This is a genomic window from Paenibacillus woosongensis (assembly GCF_009725165.1).
Classification (GTDB): Bacteria; Bacillota; Bacilli; order Paenibacillales; family Paenibacillaceae; genus Fontibacillus; species Fontibacillus woosongensis.
Window position 1 is genome coordinate 655,120 of the sequence record NZ_WNZW01000002.1, and the last position, 23,655, is coordinate 678,774.

Genomic DNA, 23,655 nt, shown 5'->3' on the forward strand with positions numbered 1-23,655 from the left:
TCAAATTAGCGCTTATTTAGGGTAATTAATTTTATATAAATATATAATATAAAGATTATATCATCCTTATTTCTATTTATATATTGGCTTTTCAATCAAATTTTAGGATGTTTTATGGGTAATAAAAAGCGTTTATTTAGGCTTCATTAAAATAAAATGGGCTTCCCATGACCTTGTCCAACCGTAAATGAAGAAAAAAGCACCTGCAGGTGCCTCATCAATTAGGTGGTCAGTTGCTATCTCCTATGGTTTAGGGGCGGCTAGCTAACCTTTTACCGCCCCGGCCGTCATGCCATCGATGAAATATTTTTGGAAGGCCACAAATAAAATAAAAATGGGAAGAATCGAAAAAAACGAGCCTACAATCAATAAATCATAGTTGTTTCCGTATGGTGTGAGCAGCGTCTTGAGGCCAATCGGGAGCGTGTACTTCCCGGCATCGCTCAGCACCATAAACGGCCACAGGAAGTTATTCCAGCTGTTCATGCCGTTCAGAATCGCCATCGCCGCAAAAGACGGCTTCATGACAGGCAGGATCAATCTTACGTAAACCCCATATTCGGTAGCCCCGTCAACCCGGCCCGCAGCAATAATCTCCTTCGGCACGCCTCTTAAGTATTGCCGGAAGAAGAAGATCGTCGCGGCGCTGGCGATCCCCGGAAGCACGATGGCCGAATAGGAGTTCATGAGACCGATATTATGGGTCAGCGTATACAAGGGCAGCAGCAGAATTTCAAACGGCACCATCATGATCAGCAGCACGCAGATAAACAGGAAGTTCTTACCCTTGAATTCGTAGGCCGAAAACCCGTAAGCCACCGTCGCACTAACCAGCAAAGTTAGCACCACCTGGACAATCGTCAGCAGCAGCGAGTTGAAAAACCAGGTGAAATACGCATGGTTCCCGGAGAACAAATAAACGAAGTTATCAAAATTCATGACCGAGAGGTCGAAACTCAAATTCAGCCCGTAGCGGATCAAATCCTCCCCCGGCTTGAAGGAGGCGATGGTTACGGCATAAAACGGAATGAGAATTAGCGCACACAGGATGGCGAAAAAGGCAAAAAGGATGATTTTAACAGTCATATCCCTGCTCATTCGTCACTCCTCCTTCTTGAACATCCCGGAAAAGGCCAGCTGCGTCAGATTGATGATCATCGTGATCGCCAAAAGCACAATGCCGACGGCTGCCGCATATCCGAGATTGTTCTTCTCGATTCCTTGCCGGTACAAATAACCGACGATCGTGAGGCCGATGTTCTTGGGCGAGTTATTCCCGTTCCACAGCATCATGCTCTCGATGAACATCGCGAGACCCGCATAAATGCTGATCGTCAATACATAGATCGTGGTCGGTTTTAATAAAGGCATCGTAATCCTTGTGAATTTCTGCAAGGACGACGCTCCGTCGATCGAGGCGGCTTCATAGTATTCGTCCGGGATATTTTTGAGGCCTGCCAAAAAATAAAGCATATTGACCCCTGTCCATCTCCAGGTCGCCAGCGACACCAAAGCTACAAGTCCGGTAACCTGCCCCTTCAGAAATTTGACCGGTCCAATCCCGAACCAGGCCAGCACGCTGTTGATCATCGAGCCTTCCATTTCTCCAAACATCAGCCGAAAGATCGTCCCGGCCACGACCACGGAGGTCAATGCCGGAAAGAAGAAGGAGGATTTAAAGAAATCTCTCCCCCACATGAATTTATTGTTGATGAGTACGGCAAACAGCATCGGAAATGGAATCAGTACAGCTAGGGTAAGCACCATATAAACGGCGCTGTTCGTTACGGCTTTGAGGAATACGCCGTCGCCCATCAGCTTCTCGTAATTGCTGAAGCCGACCCAACTGGCTTCCTGCCCGAGCTGTATTTTCTGAAAACTCATGCCAAAGGAGCTGCCTAGCGGATAGACCCAGAAGAATAAAAACACGAGGATAAAAGGCAGCACAAAAACGTAGGGAGCGACTTTTTGCGAGTAGAGAAATTTTTTGATCATTGCACTACTCCTTTATGAAATTGAGTCGGAGCTGCCCTTGGGAAGAGCAGCCTCCTGAATTGATGAATAAGCGATTGCCAATACGGTTGCTATTTCAATTCTTGTTCAATTTGCGCTTGAGCTGCGTCTAGTGCTTCCTTTATATCTCTGCCGTCTTCAAATATTTCGTTCAAGGTAACTGTGCAAAGGACATTGTTGATCGTTGGCGTCGCGGAGGTCGATTTGATCAGCTGAATTTCGCCCTTGAGCTCATTCAGAACATCGAAAGGGTTGTTCTGGAAATATTGCACGAACTGGTTGTCTGGGTTGTGAGTAACGTCCTTCATCTCCCAGACGTCCATGTTGACCGGATCAAAGCCCAGCGTATTCCATATTTCCTTATTCGCATCCAGCGATAATTTGGCGAAGGCCAGGAAGTCCTTGGCCAGCTGAATATCCTTGGCCGTCTTCGTCACGACGGTGCCCGTGCCTCCCCCGCCAACAGAGCGCGGCATCCCTTTCTCGATGACGGGGATTGGCGCGATTGCGATTTTACCGGATAAATCCTTCATATAGTTCGTATACCTCGACATTTGCCAAAGTGGCATGAAAGCGGTGGCGTAATTGCCCGCATTGAATTCGCCATAGGCTTCCTCGGTATCCGGCTGCCCTCCGGCAATCGTCGATAGAACATTGCTGTCCTGCAAATCCTTCAGAATGGTCAGGCCTTTGACCATTTGTTCCGAGTTTACAACGGGCTTGCCAGCCTCATCCGTGAAATCGCTGCCCTGCTGCGCAAGCAGCATCGAGGTCTGCCAGGTTGCGCTGGTATCGGCGGTAGCCATGTATTTGCCGGTGGCTTCGTAAACTTTGATTCCAGCCTGCTTGAAGTCTTCCCAGGTCTCGATCGTCTTGTAGTCAACGTCAGCCTGCTCTAGAATTTCCGTATTATAGAACGCAACCGATGCGCCTACATGGGTAGGCACGCCGTAATTTTGGCCGTCCTTGCTGTACAGGTCGACCCTCGATTTCACGATCGTGTCGCGATACGGGTCAATCACGTCATTCAAAGGCACCAATTGGGGAGTCCCTGCCAGGAAGTCCGGGAACTTGCCCAGCTCAATATCCGCGATATCGGGAGCCCCAACCCCTGTTTGCACGGCGATCGATAGTTTATTATGCATGTCATCGTAAGGCATTACTGTCACATTCAACTTGATTTGCCGATCCTGGTTGGCCTCGTTCCATTTGCCAAGCATCTTCTCAAAATGTTGACCGTGTAGCTCCACGAATGTCCAATAGGACAATTCCGTTGCGCCTTCACCTGCTCCTCCGTCGAGAACCGAGGTCTCCCCTCCCGTGCTCTTAGTCGACTGCCCGCAACCGAACAATGCGAGCGTCATTGACATTGCGACAAACACAATAAACCATCTTTGCTTCATTGTTGACCTCCTTAAAATTTTCTTTTAAGTGCAGATCATAGAAGTTAAAATTGTGCATACCGGTTAAATCCGGCGGCTGTACGCTGCTGTGTCTTGGACTAGTTGTTCAGTTTAGGTAATGTTTAACTTAGCCCTATGAAAAGTTATGTGCTCATTTAGCTATGCGCTGTTCTTAGCTATGGACAGCTATGTGCTGGTATGTCTAGGCTGTAATTGGGTGATTGGCGCTGCTATGCCTTCTTTAGCCGGATGACGTTCCAGGAGGCTTTGGAGAGACGAGTATTCACATAGCCATTCTCACAGGCGGCATCGCCATGCGAATGCGGCTTCACTTTCTCCTCATTAGCCGTATTTGCCGCCTTGAGATCGTCATGCTCAAGCACGATATGCTCGATCACCCGGTAATTCTCGAAGCCCCGCACATCACATTTCAGCTCCAGCGCTTCCTCCAAGTGACGGTTCACCGCGAAGATGGTCAATTCTTCTTCGGCTTCATTGTATACGACAGCGCTGTCCAAATAAGGAACATCGGTGTAATCCTGCGCGTCATAGACCGGAGATTCGACGACCGGCTGCAGCGATACGCCGCGGCCATAAATCGATGCGTGCATGTAAGGGTAGAATATCGTCTGCTTCCAGGCCCTTCCGCCATTCTCGGTCATAATCGGCGCGATGACGTTGACCAGCTGTGCCATGCAGGCCATTTTTACCCGATCCGCATGCCGCAGAAGCGTAATCAGCATGCTGCCGACAAGCAAGGCATCCTCGAAATTATAGACGTCCTCCAGTTGCGGCGGCCCCACGCTCCATGGCTCGATCTCTCTATCCGCTTGGTTGGAGTGGTACCAGACATTCCATTCATCAAAGCTGAGATACATCGTCTTCTTGCTGCGCTTCTTCGCCTTAATGTAGTCGCAGGTCGCGATGACAGTGCGGATAAAATGCTCCATATCCATGGAGCGCGCCAGATAGTTGGCAGTGTCATCGTCCCGGTTGCCATAGTATTGATGCAGTGAAACGAAGTCAGCCACATCGTAGGTGTGATCCAGCGTAACCGCTTCCCATTCCGGGAATGTCGGCATCGCCGTGCTGGAGCTCCCGCAGGATACGAGCTCAATGTCGGGATCGACGAGTCGCATCGCTTTAGCTGTCTCGTAAGCCAAACGCCCATACTCAACGGGAGTTTTCTGGCCGATTTGCCAAGGGCCGTCCATCTCGTTGCCCAGGCACCAGGTCTTGATTTTGTGTGGCTGCTCATAGCCGTGGCTGCGGCGCAAGTCGCTCCAATAGCTTCCTCCCGGGTGATTGCAGTATTCGAGCAAATTTCTCGCCGCGTCGACGCCCCGGGTACCAAGGTTCACGGCCATCATGACCTCGGAGCCAACCTCCTTGGCCCAGTTCATGAACTCATTCGTGCCCACCTCGTTCGGCTCCAGCGCACGCCAGGCGAGATCCAGCCTTTTCGGCCTCTGTTCCACTGGCCCTACCCCGTCTTCCCAGTTGTAGCCGGAAACGAAGTTCCCGCCGGGATAGCGAATAATCGGCACGTTCAGCTGCCGGACAAGGTCTTTCACATCATTGCGAAAGCCCAAATTGTCCGCTCCAGGATGGGATGGCTCATAAATCCCCCCATACACCGCTCGTCCTAAATGCTCAATAAAGGATCCGTAAATACGTTTGTCTACTTCCGCGATCTTGAACGCTTTGTCTACGACCATCCGTGCTTTCTGCGTTGAAGCTGACTTTGACGTTGTGGACAAAATATTCACCTTCCGTTTCAATTAAACATAAAATGATTTTGTTGTACTTGAATGAATCCGCTTGCAAATATAAAATAACATAGAGGATATAGATTGTAAACGATTAAATCTAAACCTTTTTATAATAATATGAAACTATCTCTCGCTTCTATGCTTATTTGGGGCAATTTTAGTTCTTTTGCGGCCTTTGGACATCTATTAAATTTATATAAATATATAATATATATGCTGATATATTCATGTTTTTAATCATTTAAGGGCGCTTCTGTAAAAATCCAGGCGAATTATCACCGGTTGGAAATTATTGGTTTAAATTTATTTGAACTAAAAGAGTGATGGCGGGATTAATTGGCGGTCTGAGGATAGTCGGTAACCTGGGGGCAGCGGCGGGCATGGCTGGTTGAGCTGGGCCCGGCTAGTAACTTGCATGCAGCGGGCTCGTGTGCCTATATCCGAACGCAGCGGGTCTGGCTTGACCTGTACTCGAATGCAGTGGGCAGGACGTGGCTTATACTCGAATGCAGTCGGTTGGGCGTAGCTTATACTCGAATGCAGTCGGTTGGACGAAGGCTAACGGACACAGAAGACGCTATTTCTCGCTTTTCGGCTAATTTGGCGGCCTAACGGACACAGGATAACTTATTTACTCAAAACCTATATTCTTTTAAGTCATTTTGGCACAATAGCGGAACCACGGTCCGTTAGCATACGGATTTGCGGCATTTTAGCAAAATAGCGGATCTAGGGACCGTTACGTTTGCAGCAAAGCTTTACTTCATTCGAGCATAATGTGACTGAGGCGCAGCAGCCATCGACTGGCATGTAGGCTCGATGATGTGCTAGGTATCTTGTGAAACCCAAGTAGCCGACTTGCTCCAAAGCTCGTAAGTGCACCAACTAATGTGCCTTTCCAACTAATGTACCTGTACCAACTGATGTGCTTGCTTGTACCAACTGATGTGCTTGCTTGTACCAACTGATGTGCTTGCTTGTACCAACTGATGTGCTTGCCGCCCACAAAACAAAAAGCCCTTGACCATTATGGTCAAGGGCTAGCAGCTTTACAAGCAACTAACGCGTTCGGTACAGCTCAGCTCGAACAATTCACAATAGCTCAATCGGCTCGAACGGTCATTTTCACTCCTTCGCTGTAATACGACTGCCCCACACCGCCTCACCTGCGCTGGATAAAGCAGTGAAGACCATGACGTGCTGCAGCGATCCACCGTCCCATTGGCGCAAGAAAACGCCGCGGTATACGCTGCCCGAAAGGGTCAGTTCAAGCTCATGGTCGCCGGTAAAGCGCCATGTGCCTTCCTCGCTGCCGGTCACCTTGCCGTTGTCGTCCAGGCGGATGAGCGAAGATTCCTTGACCTCGGGCGTAATGTCCTTGCCGTGGCGGACGAACTTGTAATCGCCGGCAAGCTCCGCCGCATCATACGATCCGATCGTCTCGCCGCTATAGCGGTGAGGCGCCACGACTGGCCAGCCCTGCTCGTTCATAAACATCTGATGCACGCGCACCTCATGCCTCTCCTCCAGATTCGGAAACCGGGTATGAAAAATCAAAAAATACCTGCCTGTCGCTTCATCATAATAAGCGGAATTGTGTCCAGGCGACACATAAGCCGTACCCGCTGCCGGCGTCTCTCCCCCGGCAGAGCCAAATTCCACATTGCCCATCAGCTTCACGCCATAAGGGGCAATCGCCTCATCATCAAAGAATGTGCCCGCAGGGCCGCCTACACGGGTCATGTCATTACCCTCGGCATCTTCAAACGGACCGTCCGGCGTTTTCGACCGTACTACGCGAATGTTGTAGCCCCCGGTAGCGTCAAGCCCGCCGTATGACAGAAACAAGTAATAATAATCCGTATCCGGGCTGTACAGCATATAAGGGCCTTCGATGCGGCTATGGTTAGCCCCGAGGAGCTTCTTCCCGTAGCCCTGATCCGGATAAGGGAATCCGGTCTCCGGATCCATCTGCAGAATATAGATGCCCCCGGAATAAGAGCCGTACACCATCCACAGCTTCTCCTCTTTATCGAAAAAAACATGCGGATCCACGACGTTCGGATGGACTGTGGCATCGTATATCGTACCATCCTCGCTCGGCTGCCCCCACATCCCTGACTTCAGTATAATGCCCAGGTTCTTGTACGGCCCCTCGACCTGATCCGCCACCGCCACGCCCATAGCCGATAAAGGGGAATCCCCCTTGCAGGCGTTGTAGTACATGTAAAAACGTCCATCCGGCAATTGAATGACATCCGGCGCCCAAAGCGTATTACTCTGCGCCCATTCCAGCGTTTCCGCCAGCTCGCTTGTCACGTTCGGAATCAATGGATTTCCGTCATGCACCCCTGAAGCGATCTCCGTCCAATTCATGAAATCCGTTGTCTTTGCCGCAGCCAAATGGGAACCAAAGACATAATAAGTATCGTCCACCTTGATGACGGATGGATCATGAACGGATGCATTTTTGAATTTCGGCACCTCTTCTGCCGCAGCTTGCTTTCCCGTCTCCGCCTGCACTTTTCCGCCTCCCTCAGCAGCCCCCCTGGGCAAACCGGTCGCAGCCTGCCCGCTGCAAGAAGCCAGCAGCAGCATGACTGTCCATCCGATGGCTATTTTAAGCTTCAATGGTAACCCTCCCATAGATTGTAACACGATTTATTCGCCAGATCTCCGCTATGATTGTACTCACATATCTCCTCCAGCTTCACATCTCGTTTCAAATAAACATAAACTCATTTTGCCATTTTTAAATGAATTCGCTTACAGCTATAAAATAGCATACAGTTTCCCTACAGTAAACATATCTATATAAATCTTTTTATGTTTTATTGAATTGTATCTCTTTATTTTTAATATAAGCTTATCAATATAAAGAATCATTCGAAAATCGCTTTGTTGCTTACTGCATATCCTTTATATAAGTATAAAATGATGATAATTTAAATTGGAAGCAATTGTTTTATATTACATTAATATTACATTATTTAATTAATTGCTTTCATTTTCAGTTTTGTTGGTTTATAATTATTTGAAACAAACGAAAATGAAATCAACTTTTTTCGGAGGCTGGTACGGTAGATGATCTACATTAAAGATCTAATGAGCGGGATTGACATTTTCAAGGCTCTAGGCTCAGAGATTCGAATTCAAATTCTGGAGCTGCTGGCAAACAATCAATCCTTGAACCTGAATGATCTGGCTAACAAGCTCAATCTAAGCAATGGCGCCATCACGATGCATATTCGGAAGCTCGAGGAAAGCGGGCTTATTGAAATCAATACGACGGTAGGCAAGCACGGAATCCAGAAAATTTGTTACTTGAACAAAGACAAATTAATGGTCGATCTTCGCAGCAAGGATGTGGAAAATTTATATGAGGTGGAAATCCAAGTAGGACATTACAGCGACTACCAGGCGGTTCCTACCTGTGGACTGGCGACGAAGGACAGCATTATCGGCGATTTTGACGACCCGCGCTATTTCGCGGATCCGCAGCGGATCGACTCGGAAATTATTTGGCTCGCCGACGGATTCCTGGAATACCGGATTCCTAACTATTTGAAGCCGAACCAGACGTTCCGCGAAATCCAGTTCTCCATGGAGCTGAGCTCGGAGGCGCCCGGCTTCAATGACAACTATCCGTCCGACATTTACTTCTATATCAATGGCATCGAAATCGGCTACTGGACGAGTCCGGGAGATTTCGGCGATGCCCGGGGAACCTTCAACCCCGACTGGTGGCCGCCTCATTTGAACCAGTACGGCATGCTTAAACTCATCCGCATCAACCACGAAGGCAGCTTCATAGACGGATGCCGGATTTCGGATGTCACCATCGATCAGATCAAACTGGACTACAAGAGCGAGCTGACCTTCAGAATCGCGGTTACCGATAAACCCGTGAACAAAAGAGGCTTAACGATCTACGGCAAGCATTTCGGCAACTATAGCCAAGACCTGCTCGCCCGGGTGCTCTATGATGTTCATGAGGTCCATGAGGCCGAGGATAAAGCATCCTCAAGACCCAGCAAGGATAGCAAGCACACCAACCCGACGGTGCAGGCTGCAGCTCAGGAATAAGCAAGTAAGCTCATCGGATCGGCCACAATAGGATACAGTAATCAGCCGAAGGCTGTCTTTAGGTGCGGAAGCAATGTTCTGCATAAGAGACGGCCTTTTGCCCGTTCAGGTCTTTAAGGCCAGATGCTGCTCGGGAAAAGGATATATTTCAGCAGCGATTCATAGTATGATGTGTCCAAGCTCTGTCTTTGAAAGGGGTTTCAATATGAAAAAGATATGGATCGTCTATTTGCTCCTGATCGGCTTTTTTCTGCTGTACGTACTGGACTACAGATCCCAAAGCCACTTGAACGAACAGTGGAAAAGCGCAGGATTGCGGGGCGAAATCGATGAAAAATACGTGATGGTCACCTTTCAAATGGGGATCGATTACTGGAAAAGCAGCCTAAAGGGCTTCGAGGACGCTGCCCAGGCGCTGAATGTATCCGTCGAATACCGCGGCTCCACGCAGCGCGATGTCCATGAGCAGATTACGGTGCTGGAGCAAATTATCGCCAAGAAGCCGGCGGGCATTGCGATTTCGGCCATTCATCCCGCTGATTTGACGGAGACGATAGGCAAAGCAGTGGACGCGGGAATTCCCGTCGTCCTGTTCGACTCCGATGCGCCCGGAAGCAAAGCCTATTCCTTCCTCGGCACGAATAATTATTCCGCAGGCATTAAAGCTGCCCATCAAATGGCGGAGCTGACGAACGGCCGCGGCCAAGTCGCGGTCGTCACCACGCCCAACCAGCAGAACCATCAGGATAGGACCGACGGATTCCTGGCTACAATCCAGAACGATTATCCCGAAATGAAGGTCGTCGCTGTGAAAAACGGCAAAGGGGATCAGATTTACTCCCGGCAGTCGGCCGAGGAAATATTGCGGGATTACCCGGATATCGCCGGTATTTTTGCGACGGAAGCGAACGGCGGCATCGGAGTTGCGGAGGCGGTACGGGAAATCGGCGGGAGCCAGCGGCCGAAAATTATCAGCTTCGATACCGACAAGGGCACGCTGGATCTCGTTAAAAGCGGGGATATCTCCGCAACGATGGCCCAGGGCACCTGGAATATGGGCTATTGGTCGCTGCAATTCCTTTTCTCGCTCGGACATGATCTGAACACCGCGCAAATTCCGGGTACGCCGCCCGTTCCCGAGCAGGTGGATACCGGAATCACGGTAGTGACGCGGCAAAACGTGGATGATTACTATGCGAAATAAGTTTACGTCGGCGGGGGTGCGTCATTTGTCATTCAACAATTTACCGATCCGCTACAAGCTGATTATCCACTTTCTGCTCATCAGCATCCTTCCGTCTATTGGGCTCGGTTTCCTGATTCACTGGACCGTCGACCGCGTTCTGGATCGCCAGGTTACGAATAACACCCTGCAGCTGATCGGCAAGGTGAATGAATCTCTGGAGACATATGTAGAAAATTTGCAGAATATGACCTTCCTGATCGCTTTTAATCCGGATGTTCAGCGTTTCCTGGAGCCTGATAGCAAGAGCGAACCAGCGCCGGCGCCCGCCTCCGAGGAGGATCAGTACGATATCCGCAAATTTCTGCAAGGCTTTACGACTCTCCATTCAGAGGTAGCCGGCATTATGATCGTGAACAGCAGCGGCGAATATATCAGCAACGAAATGTATGCGCGGACGGAGAGCGACTTAACCCGTGAATCGTGGTATCAGGAGGCCGTGCGCAATAAGGGGATATTCAAAATTGTCGGTCATCCGAATGAGCGCAATGTCACCAATCATGTCAATTACAAAAACAGTGAAGTGGTGTCGGCTGTCCGAGCCATTCTCGATCCCGATACGCAGCAGGTGAAAGGCGTCGTCCTCATCGATTTGAAGCTGAGAGTCATCGCAGAGACGGCGCAGGACGTCCGGCTCGGCAAAACCGGTTACCTCACGGTGATCGATAGCAGCGGCGATCTCATCTATGCTCCTCCCGATCCGTACATTGAGCATATCCCGCTAGATTGGCTGAATAAGGACGGCTCGGGGACGTATTCCCATCAAGCCGACGGACGGAAGCTGCAGTTGATCTACCGCGTATCCCCGTTTACCAACTGGACGACGGTCGGCGTCTTCAGCACCGAGGATTCCATCTCGGAAATGCGGGAAATCCGCTTCTATGTCGTCAGCTTCGTATTCGTGGTCTGTCTGCTTGGCATGACGGCCTCCTTCTACCTGGCCCATTCCATCTCCAGGCCGATCGGGCAGCTGATGTCCTTCATGCAGAAGGCTCAATCCGGCGACTTGACGATCCGCTACTGGGGCGATCGCTCGGATGAGGTCGGGCTCCTCGGCCGCCGCTTCAACGAAATGCTGCTGCAAATCAACCGGCTCATTTCCTTGACGGAACGGCAGGAGCGGCAGAAGCGCGAGGCCGAGCTCAGCAGCCTGCAGGCCCATATTAAGCCGCATTTTCTATACAACACGCTGGACACCATCCACTGGATGGCCCGCCGCAAGGATGCCGTGGATATCGCCGAAATGGCGGAATCGCTGTCGAAGCTGTTCCGGATCGGGCTGAGCAAAGGCAATGTTATTATTCCGTTATCCGATGAAATCGAGCATATTCGCAGCTATTTGCAAATCCAGCATGTCCGTTATCAGAACAAGCTGGATTATGAGCTGAAGGTCGATCCGGCCGTGCAGGATTTCAGTGTGTTGAAGCTCATTCTTCAACCCATCGTAGAGAATGCGATTTATCACGGGATCAAAGAGCGCCGGGGTCCGGGACATATTGAGGTGGAAGCGATGGAACGAGAAGGAAACCTGGTAATTACGATTCGCGACAATGGCAAGGGAATGTCGGAACGGCAGCTGTTGGAGCTCCGCCGGGCGATTGAACAAGCAGCAAGCGCAGAGGAGGAGCCTGGCTCCGATCAGGCTTCCATCGGGAACTGGGCCAACGCGCCAGCTGGAGAAGCCGCAAAAACGGCTGGAGAAACGAAGGGTTACGGCATTTTGAACGTACAAGCCCGGCTGCGGCTTACCTTCGGCGAAAAATACGGCCTTCACCTGGACAGCGTTCTGGGCGAAGGAACAACGGTAACGGTAATGCACCCGCTGCTGCGGGACAATGATTTTCACAATGGAGTTGATCGCTGATGTTAAATCAATTTTCGCCTGCTTCCGCTCACCGCTGGAAGGTGCTTATTGCCGACGATGAATTCATCATTCGCGAAGGCATCCGGGAAAGCGTCGATTGGGAGAAGCTGCGGCTGCAGGTCGCCGCGGAAGCCGAGGATGGCGAAGAAGCGCTTGAGCTCGCCCTTCGGCATGGGATCGACATTTTGCTCGTCGATCTCAATATGCCCATCATGGACGGAATCGAACTGATGAAGCACGTCCGCGAGGAGCTGCCGGACTGTAAAATCGTCATCATCACAGGCCATGATGAATTCACTTATGCCCAGACGGCGATCCGCCTTCAGGTGAAGGATTACATCCTGAAGCCGGCCAATCCGGCGCAGCTGGAGAAGGTGCTGCGCCAGGTCAGGGATGAGCTGGAGGCCGAGGCCATCCAGCAGGAGCATCTGCAGACCGCTTCACGGCAAATTACGAAGAGCTACCCTCTGCTGCGGGAACGCTTCTGCCAGGAATGGATGGACGGGAGCATGACCGGGGAGGAAATCGTGGAGCAGCTGTCTTTTCTCCAACTGCCCGTGACTGCTCCCGCCCTGCTTGGCATGATCCGCCTGCGCGAGGCAGCCGCGCCGCAGCCGCTGATGAGAGAGAGCGAGCGTCAGCTCTATTTGTTCGCGATCGAGAATATTGCCGCCGAACTGCTCGCACCATACCCGAAGGTCATCTTCCGCGATCCCTTCGGCGTTATCGTGGTGCTGCTCTGGAGCTTCTCGGCCGATGCCGATTTCCATCAGATCGAATCGTCCGTGCGGACTTACTTGAAGGTCGCCGTAGATGTCCATTTGACCGAGGGGGATAACGACGTCGCAGCTATGCCTGCCGTCTTCCGCAAGTGTAAATCCGCCGTTTTGAAGGAGACCGCTGTCTCCCCGTTAGTGCGCAGAGCGAAGCAGTATATGCTGGAGCATTACGGCGACTGTACGCTGACACTAGAGTCCATGGCCCAGCAGCTCCAGTCCTCTCCGGTGTATCTAAGCCGGATGATCAAGCAGGAGCTGGATACCTCGTTCAACAGCTATTTATCACAAGTCCGCATTCGCCGGGCGTCACAGCTGCTTAACGGCACCGACCTCACCATCGCCGAAATCGCCAGACAGGTCGGCTATGAAACCCAGCATTATTTCAGCACGGCGTTTAAACGCACCACCGGAATCTCCCCCCTGCAATATCGCAAAGGAGGCGCTGCTCAAGATGAGTAGCGTCTTGTTTTTTGTCGAAAAGATTTAGCTTCTAGTATATTCCAATAATATTATATTTTTGGTATATTTATATTAGTATCCTATATTATGGGAAATTTATAGTTTTGAAAGGAGGGGATGTCGCCGGGATTGCCTCCGCTGCTAGACATTGAATAAGGTATTTTCCTACTTAGAAGAAAGCGGGATAAGCAGAAGATCTACTATACTCATGATCATTCTCGGGAATCAGTTTTACTGCAGTAATCCTGGCAAGTTTACTGGGGTTCAGCTTGTTTCTCAACTACCTATTTCAATTAAAAAGGAGACATTCACATGTTCAAAAAAATCGTCGCCGTTTCGTTAGTAGCAGCCACTCTTATGATCCCTTCCTACGGAGTCTTTGCCGCGGATAGCAGCAGTTACGTCAGCACCACTACTCTAAGCTCGAAAGAGGTTTTGGCAGGATTAACGCCTGTGAAATCGTCCGGAAAAATTACAACGATGTCTGCAACATACAAAATCACAGGAGACGGTGTAAGACTGAGAAAAACTCCTTCGACATCCGGTACAGTACTCGGCTTGCTTAACAAGGGCGATATGGTTAACGCCCAACATGGCGGCACCGATGTGGTTGCCGACGGATATGTCTGGAAGCAGGTTTATAGCTACAATCACGAGGCATGGGGATGGGTTGCCGTTGATTACCTGGAGGAAATAGGCTAATCACAGCCTCCTATATAGTAAACCCCCTCGCCATGGGAGATTCCCACGGTGAGGGGGTTATTTAAATCTAAGCACCTATTCAGTTCGCTCACTAGTTGATTCCGAAGTATTCCTTAATCGCATCCACAATGCCTTGGGCTACCCTGTTCTGAAAATCTTCCGTGAAAAGCAGCGCTTCCTCTTCTGCATTGGACAAAAAGCCTACCTCCAGCAAGGTAGCTGGCATGTTGCTCCTTCTTAACACCTCATAGTTATTGTATTTGACTTTACGATCCTTAAGCCGGGTCGCTTGAATCAGGTGCTTATGCATCACATCAGCCAACGGCTTGCTGGCTTCGCTGTAATAATAGGTTTCGGTACCGCTTGCCGTCGGTATATTCAGCACCGAATTGGCATGAATAGAGATAAACGCATCCGCGTTAAGATCGTTTGCGAGTTTGGCGCGATCGGGTCTTGTGACGTAGGTGTCATCATGCCTGGTAAGCACCACATCGATCAACGGCTCCTGCCCAAGCAGCGCTTCTACTTTTAAAGCCATCGTCAAGTTGAAATCCTTCTCTACTCTGCCAGACACTCCGGTAGTACCATTATCGTGAGCTCCATGTCCCGCATCTATCACGACTAACCTATTCCCGGTAACCGGTACCGTCGTCGTTGTTGTCGGCGGTGTAGATATGTCTGGAATGGTGTCAGGAGACGCAGCTGGTACGGTTGGCGAAGTTGGATCGAATAAATCCAGCACAATTCCTTCCGAATTCCCCGCAGCATTGGAAAGCTGATAACTTGCCTTGGAGTTCAAATCCAGGACAACGCGAATGGTCGAAGGATCCGATTTGAACAAGGAATAACGGATTTTGCTTACAAAAGATTGTTCTTCCTCAATATTAATCTGGTAGCTCCCCGCTCCCGCCATATTTTGCAAAGTAAAAGCATCCGCTAAAGCAGCCCCCGGCAAATCAAGAACGATCCGCTCCGGCCCGCTCATAGTGAAAATTTCCGGCTGCACGCTTTGATCCATGTTAATCGTCAGACGATTGTCCGCGAATTGGATATTCTCTATTAATCCCTTATTAGCAGAGGTTGTATCGAGCGAATCAGGTGTGCTCTCCAAAGCTTCCGAGGATAAATACACCGATTTGGTGCCGTTATCCCAGTTGACCTCCAGGCCGAATTCTTCCCCGATAAACCGCAAGGGCACAAAAGAAGTCCCCCCTTTCAACAAGGGTGGCGACGTAAGCGAAACGACCCGCTCATCGACATAGGCACTGGATTTATTAATGGCCATCGCAACCGTTTTGGAGTTGTTTTGAATTTTCACCGTCTGATCCGTCTTATTCCAATTTACAACGTAACCCAGCTCCTCCACCACGCGGATCGGAACCATTACTTTGCTGTTGACGATTTCAACTTGAGACAAATTAGCTGCGCTGAGCTGCGCCCCATTCAAATATATCGAAGCGGTATTGGCAAATACCGGCGAATTAAAACTAAGCAGGAACAGGCTAACTGCAAACAAAACGATGACTCCGAACCTTTTCAATCTATCCACGCATCCTTTTAATAATAATAGAGACAACTAAATATATCCAAAATTCCAACATCACCCATTTTAACGCTAAAACACACCAAAAGTTGCTATTTTTCTATAATATTTTTGAATAAGAATCTACAATTCTATCAAAGGTCCTAAAACATGCGCAAAAAAAACCACTTCTATTGAAGTGGTCTTAGATTTTTCTAGTAGTTGACTTGAAACTGCGCCGACTCCACCCAGCTGCCCGTTGCAAAATCCCGGCCTCTGACCAGAACCTTGTCTGCATAGATTTCAACGTAAAAGCCTTGGCTCCCGGTAAGATGAACATCCTCGTCTGTCCATAAATAGGCTACGGAAGCCGCGTTGAACATCGTTGCCGTTTCTCCCTTGCCATCGAACATCGTATGCTCGGCCTCTAACTGCCAATGGGTATGCCCGGTAAACATGATCGCTTGCGGATGCTTGCTCAGCACCTGCTTCAGCTCCTTATCCTGCTCCACGCCGTACCAGTTCTGAGCTTGGAGTGAACCCGCCACCGTATCCATCAGCGGTTGATGCAAAAATACGAAAACCGGTTTATCGGCGGAAGCCTTCTCCCCAAGCTTCTGATCCAGCCATTCCAGCTGCTGCTTCGTCAAATGGCAGAATCTTTCCAGTCCCTGTTCCGTACCGAGAAAAATAAAATGATACCCGTCAATCCAATGGTCGTGATAAACTCCCTGCATGCCAGTCTGGGCGGTATAGTTCCCCAATCTAGAGCTCCAATTTCCAGAGGCGACATCATGATTGCCCAAGGTAAAAAGAATAGGAGGAAGACCTTCCCGGTTAGCCTCGATAATACGCTTTAATTCCCCGTACTCCTCGATAAAGCCGTGATCCGTAATATCGCCTACATGCATAATTCCGCTGCTTCCGGCCGCATTGGAAATAATGTCCTTTAGGGCTCTGTCGAAGTTCTGATTATATTCATGATCGGCATTCCCGGTCACATGGGTATCCGTAATGACCTGGAAGGCAGCCAGCGGCTGTTCATTTGCTTGGGCATGATCGATATGATCGATATGATCGTATTGTCTCATGGAAATCTCCACTCCCTTTCTTTTACCATTTACAAAGATGATTAATGGGCTTTCGAGCTCATATTCAATCCAATTACGCCAATGACGATGATCGCCATCCACATGATCGAGGACAGGGGAAGCCGTTCACCGAACAGCCGCACGCCCGCCAGCGTAATCAAGACAATGCCGATACCTGACCAGGTAGCGTAAGCGATGCTCATGTCCATATAACGCAGGGCATAGTTAAGGAATGTAAAAGCAGCACCATAGGACGCGAACATCGCTACGGAGGGCCATAATCGCGTGAAGCCCTCGGACATTTTCATAGATACCGTGCCCGACAGCTCAAGCGCGATGGCCAGGGCGAGAAATAACCAGCCGATTCCATCCGCAGCCTTCATCCTGCCGCTCCTTTCAGCCGGAGCTCATCATAAGCTCCAATAATATAATCGGCATCGGGCAAAAGCTCCGCCGCCCCGGCCTGCCTCGAATGCAAGCCGATGCAAAGCCTTGCTCCGGCCGCCTGGCCCATGATCATATCTCCGTTCGTGTCGCCGATCACCGCTGCTCCCTGTACATCTATGGACAGCTTACCGCAGGCCAGCTCCAGCATATCGGGAAACGGCTTTCCCCGCCCAACCTGATCGGTACCAACTACAGCGCCGAAGAAATGGCGAATACCTAGCCATTCCAGATGCTTCTCGGCCGCTAATGTATCATCGGCAGTTACGACTCCAAGCGGGATATGCTGTGCATGGCACGCTTCTAGAAAAGCGAGGACACCAGCGATCAGACGGACGGGACGAGCCCGCTCCAGCTCCGCATCGGCTAACCTGCCGCTTAGCTCCGCCAACTGCTTGGCTTTTGCCCAGGATAATCCCGCTCGATACCCCCGCCAAGTCAGCAGGGTAAACAGCTCTTCCATCGTCCCCATCGCCAGCGGTCCATTGCGATCATAATCGATCACCGCGCCATCCGGTCCATGAACCGTCCCCCACAAGTGTGACTCTGTGAAGAGCAGCTCCTGCCCCGGCTCCAGTCCAGATTCTAGCACTCTCGTCCGTCCAGACAGCTCCAGCTCCGCTAGCTGGCTTCCAAAGTGCCGCAGCATATGCTCGCTCCAGCTCCCCCACATGGACACAAAGTCCAGCAGGGTGCCGTCCTTATCCAATAAAATGCCGTTAATCGCATAGCTGTGATTACTTACAATGAGTTCAGGCATTCCTAGTGTCACTCCTATTTCATGCTATCCAGCGCCTTTTGAGCCACTGCCTTCGCTTCCTTCAGCGCTTCTTCAGCCGGAATATTCTCGATTTGCACTTTATCGGCTGCGATTTTCAGCGCGTCGTTAATTCTGCCGCCGGTTGGATCCTGGAATGGAGCGGAAGCATGCGCTGCCTGCATGAGCGGGATTTTACTCTGCGGGTTTTGTTCGCTGTAGGCAACAAAGTCCGGATCATCCAGCGCAGATTGACGAACAGCAATATAGCCGGTATTCATCGACCAGGCTGCCGTGTTTTTGGAATTATTGAAAAAAGAAAACCATTTGAACGCCGCCTGCTGCTGCTCGGGACTTGCTTTGGCCGGAATACCCGCCATGATCGCACTCGCGACCGGCTTGCCTTCGCCAACTCCTGCCCAGCCCGGCTGCTCCATCGCTCCAAGCTGTGTGAAATCAAGATCGCCCTGGTCACCGCTCGAGCCAGTATAACCTGCCGCTTGGCCTTTCATCACGTCGTCGATCGTTTTGTACCAATATTCCCAGCCTTGTCCGCCATAGTGAATGCGCATAATGCCATCTTCATGAATCCATTTGCGGAACAGCGACCACGTTTCCACCCATTCCGGGGAATCGATCATGACTGTCTTTCCATCCTCGCTAAGAATACGTCCGCCTTTACTTAGTACGGCATCAATCATATTCTCGCTGCCCCACATCGGCTCCCAGCCGTACACCTTCGTTTTGCCGCCTTCCCGTTCCGTCATTGCCGCGGCCGCCGCCGCCAAATCCTCCCATGTCTTGATATCCTCCGCCTTGATGCCCGCCTGCGCAAATTTGTCCTTACGGTAGTACATCACCTGGGTTGTGCCATACATCGGCAGGAAGTATTGCTTGCCATCCACCTGTCCCTGAGACAGAAATGTCTGTACAAAATCATCTTTATTAAAGTCCGGGCTTTGGGCGATCATTTCGTCCAGCTCGGCAAAATAACCTTTTCGAGCCCAATCCACATTCGCCGCTAGAACAGCCGCAGGCACATCACCCGAAGCGATCGCCGCCTGAAGCTTCTTCTCCGTCTCCGAATAATCGGCCTGGACGATCCCTTTGACAATAACCTCCTGCTGGGAGGCATTGAATTCCTCGATGAGCGCCTTCATTTGCTCGCCCAGCTTGCCGCCAAGCCCGTACCAAAATTCAATCGTCACTGGCTCCTGCGCTCCATTTACTGCGGCGCCAGCCTGCCCCCCCGTGCTGCTTCCGCTGCCGTTCGTACCGCAGCCCATGATCAGCACGAAGCTTAGAATCAAGGTGAAAATCAAACCCTTTTTCAATAAATTCATGTATAGCTCCTCCACTCCACTTTATGAATTGTATAGTTTATCCCTTGTTAACTCCCGCAGATAAATTCACGCTCTGCATAATTGTCCTCTGCGTCAGCAGAAACAGCAGCAATAATGGCATAATCGTGAATGAACTGGCAGCCATGATCAGCGGCCATTTCAAGCCGTAAGCACCCCCCTCCACAAAAAAACTGCGCAGACCCGCCGAAACCAGCTGCAGATCAGGACTTTTGGTGATCAACATAGGCCAGAAATAATTGTTGTATTGCTCTATGAACGTAATGAGCACGAGGACGGCAAAGGACGAGCGGGTTAACGGTACAAGAATTGACCCCAGAATGCGCCCATGCGATGCCCCATCGATATGCCCGGCCTCCACCAGTTCATGGGATACCTGCAAAAAAGCTTGCCTGATGAGAAAAATCGAAAATACGCTGACACAGTTAGATAGAATCATGCCGGCGTAACTATCCAGCAAGTGAAGCTTGGATAACACGATATAACTCGGTAAATAAACTGCGGTGTTCGGCACCATATAACCCAGCAGGATCAATGCGGTCAGCAGGCTCTTCTGCCGGAATTTCATGTGAGTCAACGCGTAGGCCATCATCGCGGAATTGATTACCTGAATGATGGCAATCGCGCTAGCTACGCCGATGCTATTTGCCATATAGCGCCAAAATGGCGCCGCCTCCCAGGCTTCGAGAAAATTACCCCACTGGGGAGATTCTGGCCAAAAGGTTGGTGGAAACTGCCAGATTTCATCATTGGTTTTGAGACCGCTGGTCACCATCCAATAGAACGGGAAGGCCATTAGGAGGCCGATTAGTACCAACGGCAGATGCCTTGTGAGAACCGGGCTTATCTTTGTCTCAGTCATGAATTGCTCTCCTGTTCCTATCGATCTTGATTTAGTGGTAGTGTACGCTGCTCCTGCTTACTGCAAATGAAACCATGGAGAGCAGCACGCAGCCAATGACCAGCACGACTGCCACGGTCGATGCTTCTCCAATATTGAAGGCCTCAAACGCAGATTGATAATACATGTACAGCAGCGTTCTCGTAGATCCCGACGGCCCGCCTTGCGTCATCACGTTAATCTGATCGTAGGCCTGCAGGGACTGAATAATTAGCACAATCGTCAGAAAGAATGTAGTCGGAGATATGAGCGGAACCGTGACATACGTGAACCTACGCAAGCTTCCGGCTCCATCGATTGCGGCCGCTTCCAACAAATCGCGCGGCACATTGCGCAGAGCTACCAGGTAGAAGACCATCGCCCAGCCGACGGATTTCCAGCACGTTACAATCAAGATGCCGATAAGTGCCCAGCTTGGATCACCCAGCCAGCCTACTCCCTCCGAGCCGAAGAAGCGCAGCACGTTATTGGCCAGCCCTACCTCCGGTTCAAAAATCCAAGACCATACGATGGCCACGGCGACGGTTGGTGTTACCCAAGGTGAAAAAATAAGCGTGCGATATATTCCAGAAAATCTAAGCTTGCTGTTCAGCAGCAGGGCGAAGCCGAGCCCGCCGATCAGCGTAGGAAGGACGCTTCCCGCCGTAAACAGCAGTGTAATGCGCAGCGCCTTGTAAAACGCGGGGTTGTCCGCCAATTCAGCATAGTTGGCCATGCCGACGAACAGCTTGTCCGGACTCATGAAATCCCATTCCGTAAAACTCAAATAAAAAGCATATCCTAGCGGGATGAGCCAAAACATCGTGAGCGGAATCATCGCCGGCAGCGTGAACAGCAGCGCCTTGACATCGGCCGCCAGTTTGGATGGTTTCAAGTTGCCCCTCCTCTTTTGTTCAAAATATTTTTAACTTATATCAATAGGAACTTTTTTGATTTCCGAAAGCCTATTGAACACTCGCTCGATTTATGATTTGACGCTATGTTATAATCGCTTTAAATTCCGTCCTCCTTGTCTGTATGAAAATCTAGTTAACTTCGTTCGTTCAAAAAATATTGTACACTCGAAATTAAGGGGTATGGTTTTCTCCATGTAAATTGGAATAGGAAGTTATGTAAAAGACAACCGTGAATAATTTTGATGCGATAGCGGGTGAAATTATGAAACAATCCAATCGGGATGAGGAGCAGCGCAAGGTCAAACATGAGGAGCTTCGCCGAAAAGTAGTTAAGGCCATTGCCGATACGATGGATTTGTACGGGGCAACCCATTCCTTTGGCGAGTTATATGGCATTATGTATTTTGAGGACAAGCCGATGACGCTGGAAGAGATGAAGAACCGCATGAATATGAGCAAAAGCAATATGAGCTATGCCGTTCGTTCGCTCATGACTTCCCAAATGGTCTATAAGCTGCCGGAAAAGGAGCAGCGTAAAGACCTCTATCAGGCGGAGACGAACTTTTTTCTGGCTTTTCAGAATTTTTTTACGATAAAGCTGCAGCGTGAAATAGATGTGATGACGGAGGCCATTAACGAAGTCCTGCCCGAACTTACAGAAATCATTCTCGACCTTGGCACACCGGAAGAAGAGCGCCAGCTATGCTTGCAAGATCTTCACAAGCTGCGGCATGCCCTAAGCTATTACACATGGCTCCAGCAGTTCGTTTACGATCTCCGGGAGGGGCGTTATTTTGATGAAAGCGTGAAAATCGAGCCGGAGAATAGGCCCGAGCCTAACTCTGCGGAATAAAAAATAGCGAAGCAGGTGAACCCATGAAATCCTTAATGATTCTCGGAACCAGTTCCTCCTGCGGCAAGAGCTTCATCACGGCGGCTCTGCTGCGCGTGCTGCGGAATAAAGGTATTGCTGCCGCCCCCTTTAAGGCGCAAAATATTTCCTCCAAGTCCTTCACGACCGAAGATGACTGCGAAATCGCTTATTCTACCTATATTCAGGCCTTAAGCGCAGGCGTGGCTCCGGAAGCGGATATGAATCCCGTTTTGATTAAGCCTGCCTATGACCAGACGCAAATCATTTTAAACGGCAAGTTATTATATACAGGCAGTTATACGAGATACGAGAATTTTCTGCCGGAAATCAGAGCTGGCATTGAAAGCTCTTTTCATCGGCTGGCCGCCAAATACGACATTCTCATCATTGAAGGCGCGGGATCAACCGCGGAGATTAATTTGGCCAATCAGGACGTAGCTAATATTTATACGGCAAAAATAACGAACTCCCCGCTGCTGCTCGTCTCGGACATTCATTATGGCGGCGTCTTTGCAGCGATTCACGGCACGATTGATTTATTGGATAAGTCCATCAAGAATCAACTGGGAGGATTCATTATCAATCGCTATCAAGGGCTCAAGGACATTTTGCAGCCAGGCATAGATGTCCTTGAAAATAAGCATGGCGTCCCCTGTGCCGGAATTTTGCCCTACCAGCATGACCTCATCGTGCCGGACGAGCAGAGCTTTGACCGTATGGCCGAGTTGTTCGAAGCCAACATCGATCTTGGACGGATCAGCCGTTTGCTGGATGTTGCGTTGTGATTGAAAATAGTGGAAAATTATTGTAATTACTACTGCCAGAGGAGAGAATAAGATGACCCGATCGATACTCACCCTATATGTTTTTGCTTTAACCCTGGTCTTTAGTTCCATTCAAGCATATGCATCATCGTCCCCTGTCTTATTTCAGGATAAGATTCTTGTCGTTGACAATGTAAAAACTGAGATAAGTCTGGCATTAGGAGATAAAATCTCCTCTGAAATCGTTGTTACTGGCCAAGATGTCGGTGTTCGTGATTTTTTCAAATTGTTCACAGATGAGGTAGCCTGGGACAATCAAAACAAGGAAGTCATTGTGAAAAACAAGGGGAAACAACTGGTTATATCACTGTCTGGTAAGGTAACAACACAGGATAATCAGATCATTTTGCCTGATGGCTGGGCCTACCTCGAGGATGGTAAGGCATATTTAAAATTCCCTTACCTGGCCTACCTATTTGACCGCTATGGAGAATTTGAGTCTGATTCCGAAGAATACCAATGGAAAGAGATGCTTAGCTTCTTAAATATTGAATATATCGATACCAATAACTCCTCGCCAAAAGACCGCATGGTTCATTCGTTTGTTATGATTAAAGCTAAATGACACTAAAAGTGTACATCTTATTCAGAGGAACTAAAGATGGATGCAATCCGCCTGCGCGTTGGTGAAAATTGGGTTGTATGTAACAAAGTGGTTACTACG

20 protein-coding genes are annotated in these 23,655 nt (G+C 49.8%); 8 read left to right on the top strand and 12 right to left on the bottom strand.

Annotated elements, in window-relative coordinates:
• Positions 1-264: 264 nt before the first annotated feature.
• The 5 genes from GNP95_RS09375 to GNP95_RS09395 form a co-directional block, all read right to left on the bottom strand.
• On the bottom strand, positions 265-1,098 hold the full coding sequence (locus GNP95_RS09375; RefSeq protein WP_155610557.1) for a carbohydrate ABC transporter permease: 834 nt from the start codon (positions 1,096-1,098) through the stop codon (positions 265-267).
• A gap of 3 nt (positions 1,099-1,101) precedes the next feature.
• On the bottom strand, positions 1,102-1,995 hold the full coding sequence (locus GNP95_RS09380; RefSeq protein WP_155610558.1) for a carbohydrate ABC transporter permease: 894 nt from the start codon (positions 1,993-1,995) through the stop codon (positions 1,102-1,104).
• 89 nt (positions 1,996-2,084) lie between these two features.
• Positions 2,085-3,416 (bottom strand): ABC transporter substrate-binding protein, encoded by a 1,332-nt coding sequence (locus GNP95_RS09385; protein WP_155610559.1) that lies wholly within the window; start codon positions 3,414-3,416, stop codon positions 2,085-2,087.
• Between the two features lie 230 nt (positions 3,417-3,646).
• Positions 3,647-5,134: an arabinosylfuranosidase ArfA gene (arfA, locus tag GNP95_RS09390; RefSeq protein WP_196427140.1), complete on the bottom strand. Its 1,488-nt coding sequence runs from the start codon at positions 5,132-5,134 to the stop codon at positions 3,647-3,649.
• Positions 5,135-6,313: 1,179 nt separating this feature from the next.
• Positions 6,314-7,834, bottom strand: a complete 1,521-nt coding sequence (locus tag GNP95_RS09395) for a glycoside hydrolase family 43 protein (protein WP_413773733.1) — start codon at positions 7,832-7,834, stop codon at positions 6,314-6,316.
• A gap of 438 nt (positions 7,835-8,272) precedes the next feature.
• On the opposite strand from GNP95_RS09395, the gene GNP95_RS09400 reads away from it, so the two are divergent.
• The 5 genes from GNP95_RS09400 (at position 8,273) to GNP95_RS09420 (ending at position 14,321) form a co-directional block, all read left to right on the top strand.
• Entirely contained in the window at positions 8,273-9,274 is a 1,002-nt protein-coding gene (locus GNP95_RS09400; protein ID WP_230873730.1) for an ArsR/SmtB family transcription factor, read from the top strand.
• A 205-nt stretch (positions 9,275-9,479) separates the two neighbouring features.
• Entirely contained in the window at positions 9,480-10,478 is a 999-nt protein-coding gene (locus GNP95_RS09405) for a substrate-binding domain-containing protein (RefSeq protein WP_155610561.1), read from the top strand.
• A complete protein-coding gene (locus GNP95_RS09410) occupies positions 10,468-12,381 on the top strand; it encodes a cache domain-containing sensor histidine kinase (protein WP_155610865.1) in 1,914 nt (637 codons plus the stop codon). The genes GNP95_RS09405 and GNP95_RS09410 overlap by 11 nt, the downstream gene beginning before the upstream one ends.
• Positions 12,381-13,619 carry a response regulator gene (locus tag GNP95_RS09415; protein ID WP_155610562.1) on the top strand — a complete coding sequence of 413 codons (1,239 nt, stop codon included), beginning with the start codon at positions 12,381-12,383 and terminating at the stop codon, positions 13,617-13,619. Before GNP95_RS09410 ends, GNP95_RS09415 begins: the two co-directional genes overlap by 1 nt.
• A 312-nt stretch (positions 13,620-13,931) precedes the next feature.
• The gene (locus GNP95_RS09420; RefSeq protein WP_155610563.1) at positions 13,932-14,321 is read left to right on the top strand and encodes an SH3 domain-containing protein; all 390 of its coding nucleotides are present in this window, start codon (positions 13,932-13,934) and stop codon (positions 14,319-14,321) included.
• Positions 14,322-14,412: 91 nt separating this feature from the next.
• Here GNP95_RS09420 and GNP95_RS09425 read toward each other — a convergent pair whose 3' ends face one another.
• The 7 genes from GNP95_RS09425 to GNP95_RS09455 form a co-directional block, all read right to left on the bottom strand.
• A complete protein-coding gene (locus GNP95_RS09425; RefSeq protein WP_155610564.1) occupies positions 14,413-15,861 on the bottom strand; it encodes an N-acetylmuramoyl-L-alanine amidase family protein in 1,449 nt (482 codons plus the stop codon).
• A 197-nt stretch (positions 15,862-16,058) separates the two neighbouring features.
• On the bottom strand, positions 16,059-16,934 hold the full coding sequence (locus GNP95_RS09430) for a metallophosphoesterase family protein (protein ID WP_155610565.1): 876 nt from the start codon (positions 16,932-16,934) through the stop codon (positions 16,059-16,061).
• Positions 16,935-16,975: 41 nt separating this feature from the next.
• A complete protein-coding gene (locus GNP95_RS09435; protein WP_155610566.1) occupies positions 16,976-17,317 on the bottom strand; it encodes a DMT family transporter in 342 nt (113 codons plus the stop codon).
• Positions 17,314-18,138 carry an HAD family hydrolase gene (locus tag GNP95_RS09440; RefSeq protein ID WP_155610567.1) on the bottom strand — a complete coding sequence of 275 codons (825 nt, stop codon included), beginning with the start codon at positions 18,136-18,138 and terminating at the stop codon, positions 17,314-17,316. The genes GNP95_RS09435 and GNP95_RS09440 overlap by 4 nt, the downstream gene beginning before the upstream one ends.
• Positions 18,139-18,152: 14 nt before the next feature.
• Positions 18,153-19,478 (bottom strand): ABC transporter substrate-binding protein, encoded by a 1,326-nt coding sequence (locus GNP95_RS09445; protein WP_155610568.1) that lies wholly within the window; start codon positions 19,476-19,478, stop codon positions 18,153-18,155.
• A gap of 37 nt (positions 19,479-19,515) precedes the next feature.
• Positions 19,516-20,358: a carbohydrate ABC transporter permease gene (locus GNP95_RS09450; RefSeq protein ID WP_155610569.1), complete on the bottom strand. Its 843-nt coding sequence runs from the start codon at positions 20,356-20,358 to the stop codon at positions 19,516-19,518.
• 31 nt (positions 20,359-20,389) lie between these two features.
• Positions 20,390-21,214 (bottom strand): carbohydrate ABC transporter permease, encoded by an 825-nt coding sequence (locus GNP95_RS09455; RefSeq protein WP_155610866.1) that lies wholly within the window; start codon positions 21,212-21,214, stop codon positions 20,390-20,392.
• Between the two features lie 341 nt (positions 21,215-21,555).
• Here GNP95_RS09455 and GNP95_RS09460 point away from each other — a divergent pair, with 341 nt between their 5' ends.
• From GNP95_RS09460 to GNP95_RS09470, 3 genes are read left to right on the top strand one after another with little or no spacing between them, the layout of a single operon-like run.
• Positions 21,556-22,146 carry a GbsR/MarR family transcriptional regulator gene (locus tag GNP95_RS09460; RefSeq protein WP_155610867.1) on the top strand — a complete coding sequence of 197 codons (591 nt, stop codon included), beginning with the start codon at positions 21,556-21,558 and terminating at the stop codon, positions 22,144-22,146.
• Between the two features lie 23 nt (positions 22,147-22,169).
• Positions 22,170-22,952 carry a cobyric acid synthase gene (locus GNP95_RS09465; protein WP_155610570.1) on the top strand — a complete coding sequence of 261 codons (783 nt, stop codon included), beginning with the start codon at positions 22,170-22,172 and terminating at the stop codon, positions 22,950-22,952.
• Positions 22,953-23,004: 52 nt separating this feature from the next.
• A complete protein-coding gene (locus GNP95_RS09470) occupies positions 23,005-23,556 on the top strand; it encodes a stalk domain-containing protein (protein ID WP_155610571.1) in 552 nt (183 codons plus the stop codon).
• Positions 23,557-23,655: the final 99 nt, after the last annotated feature.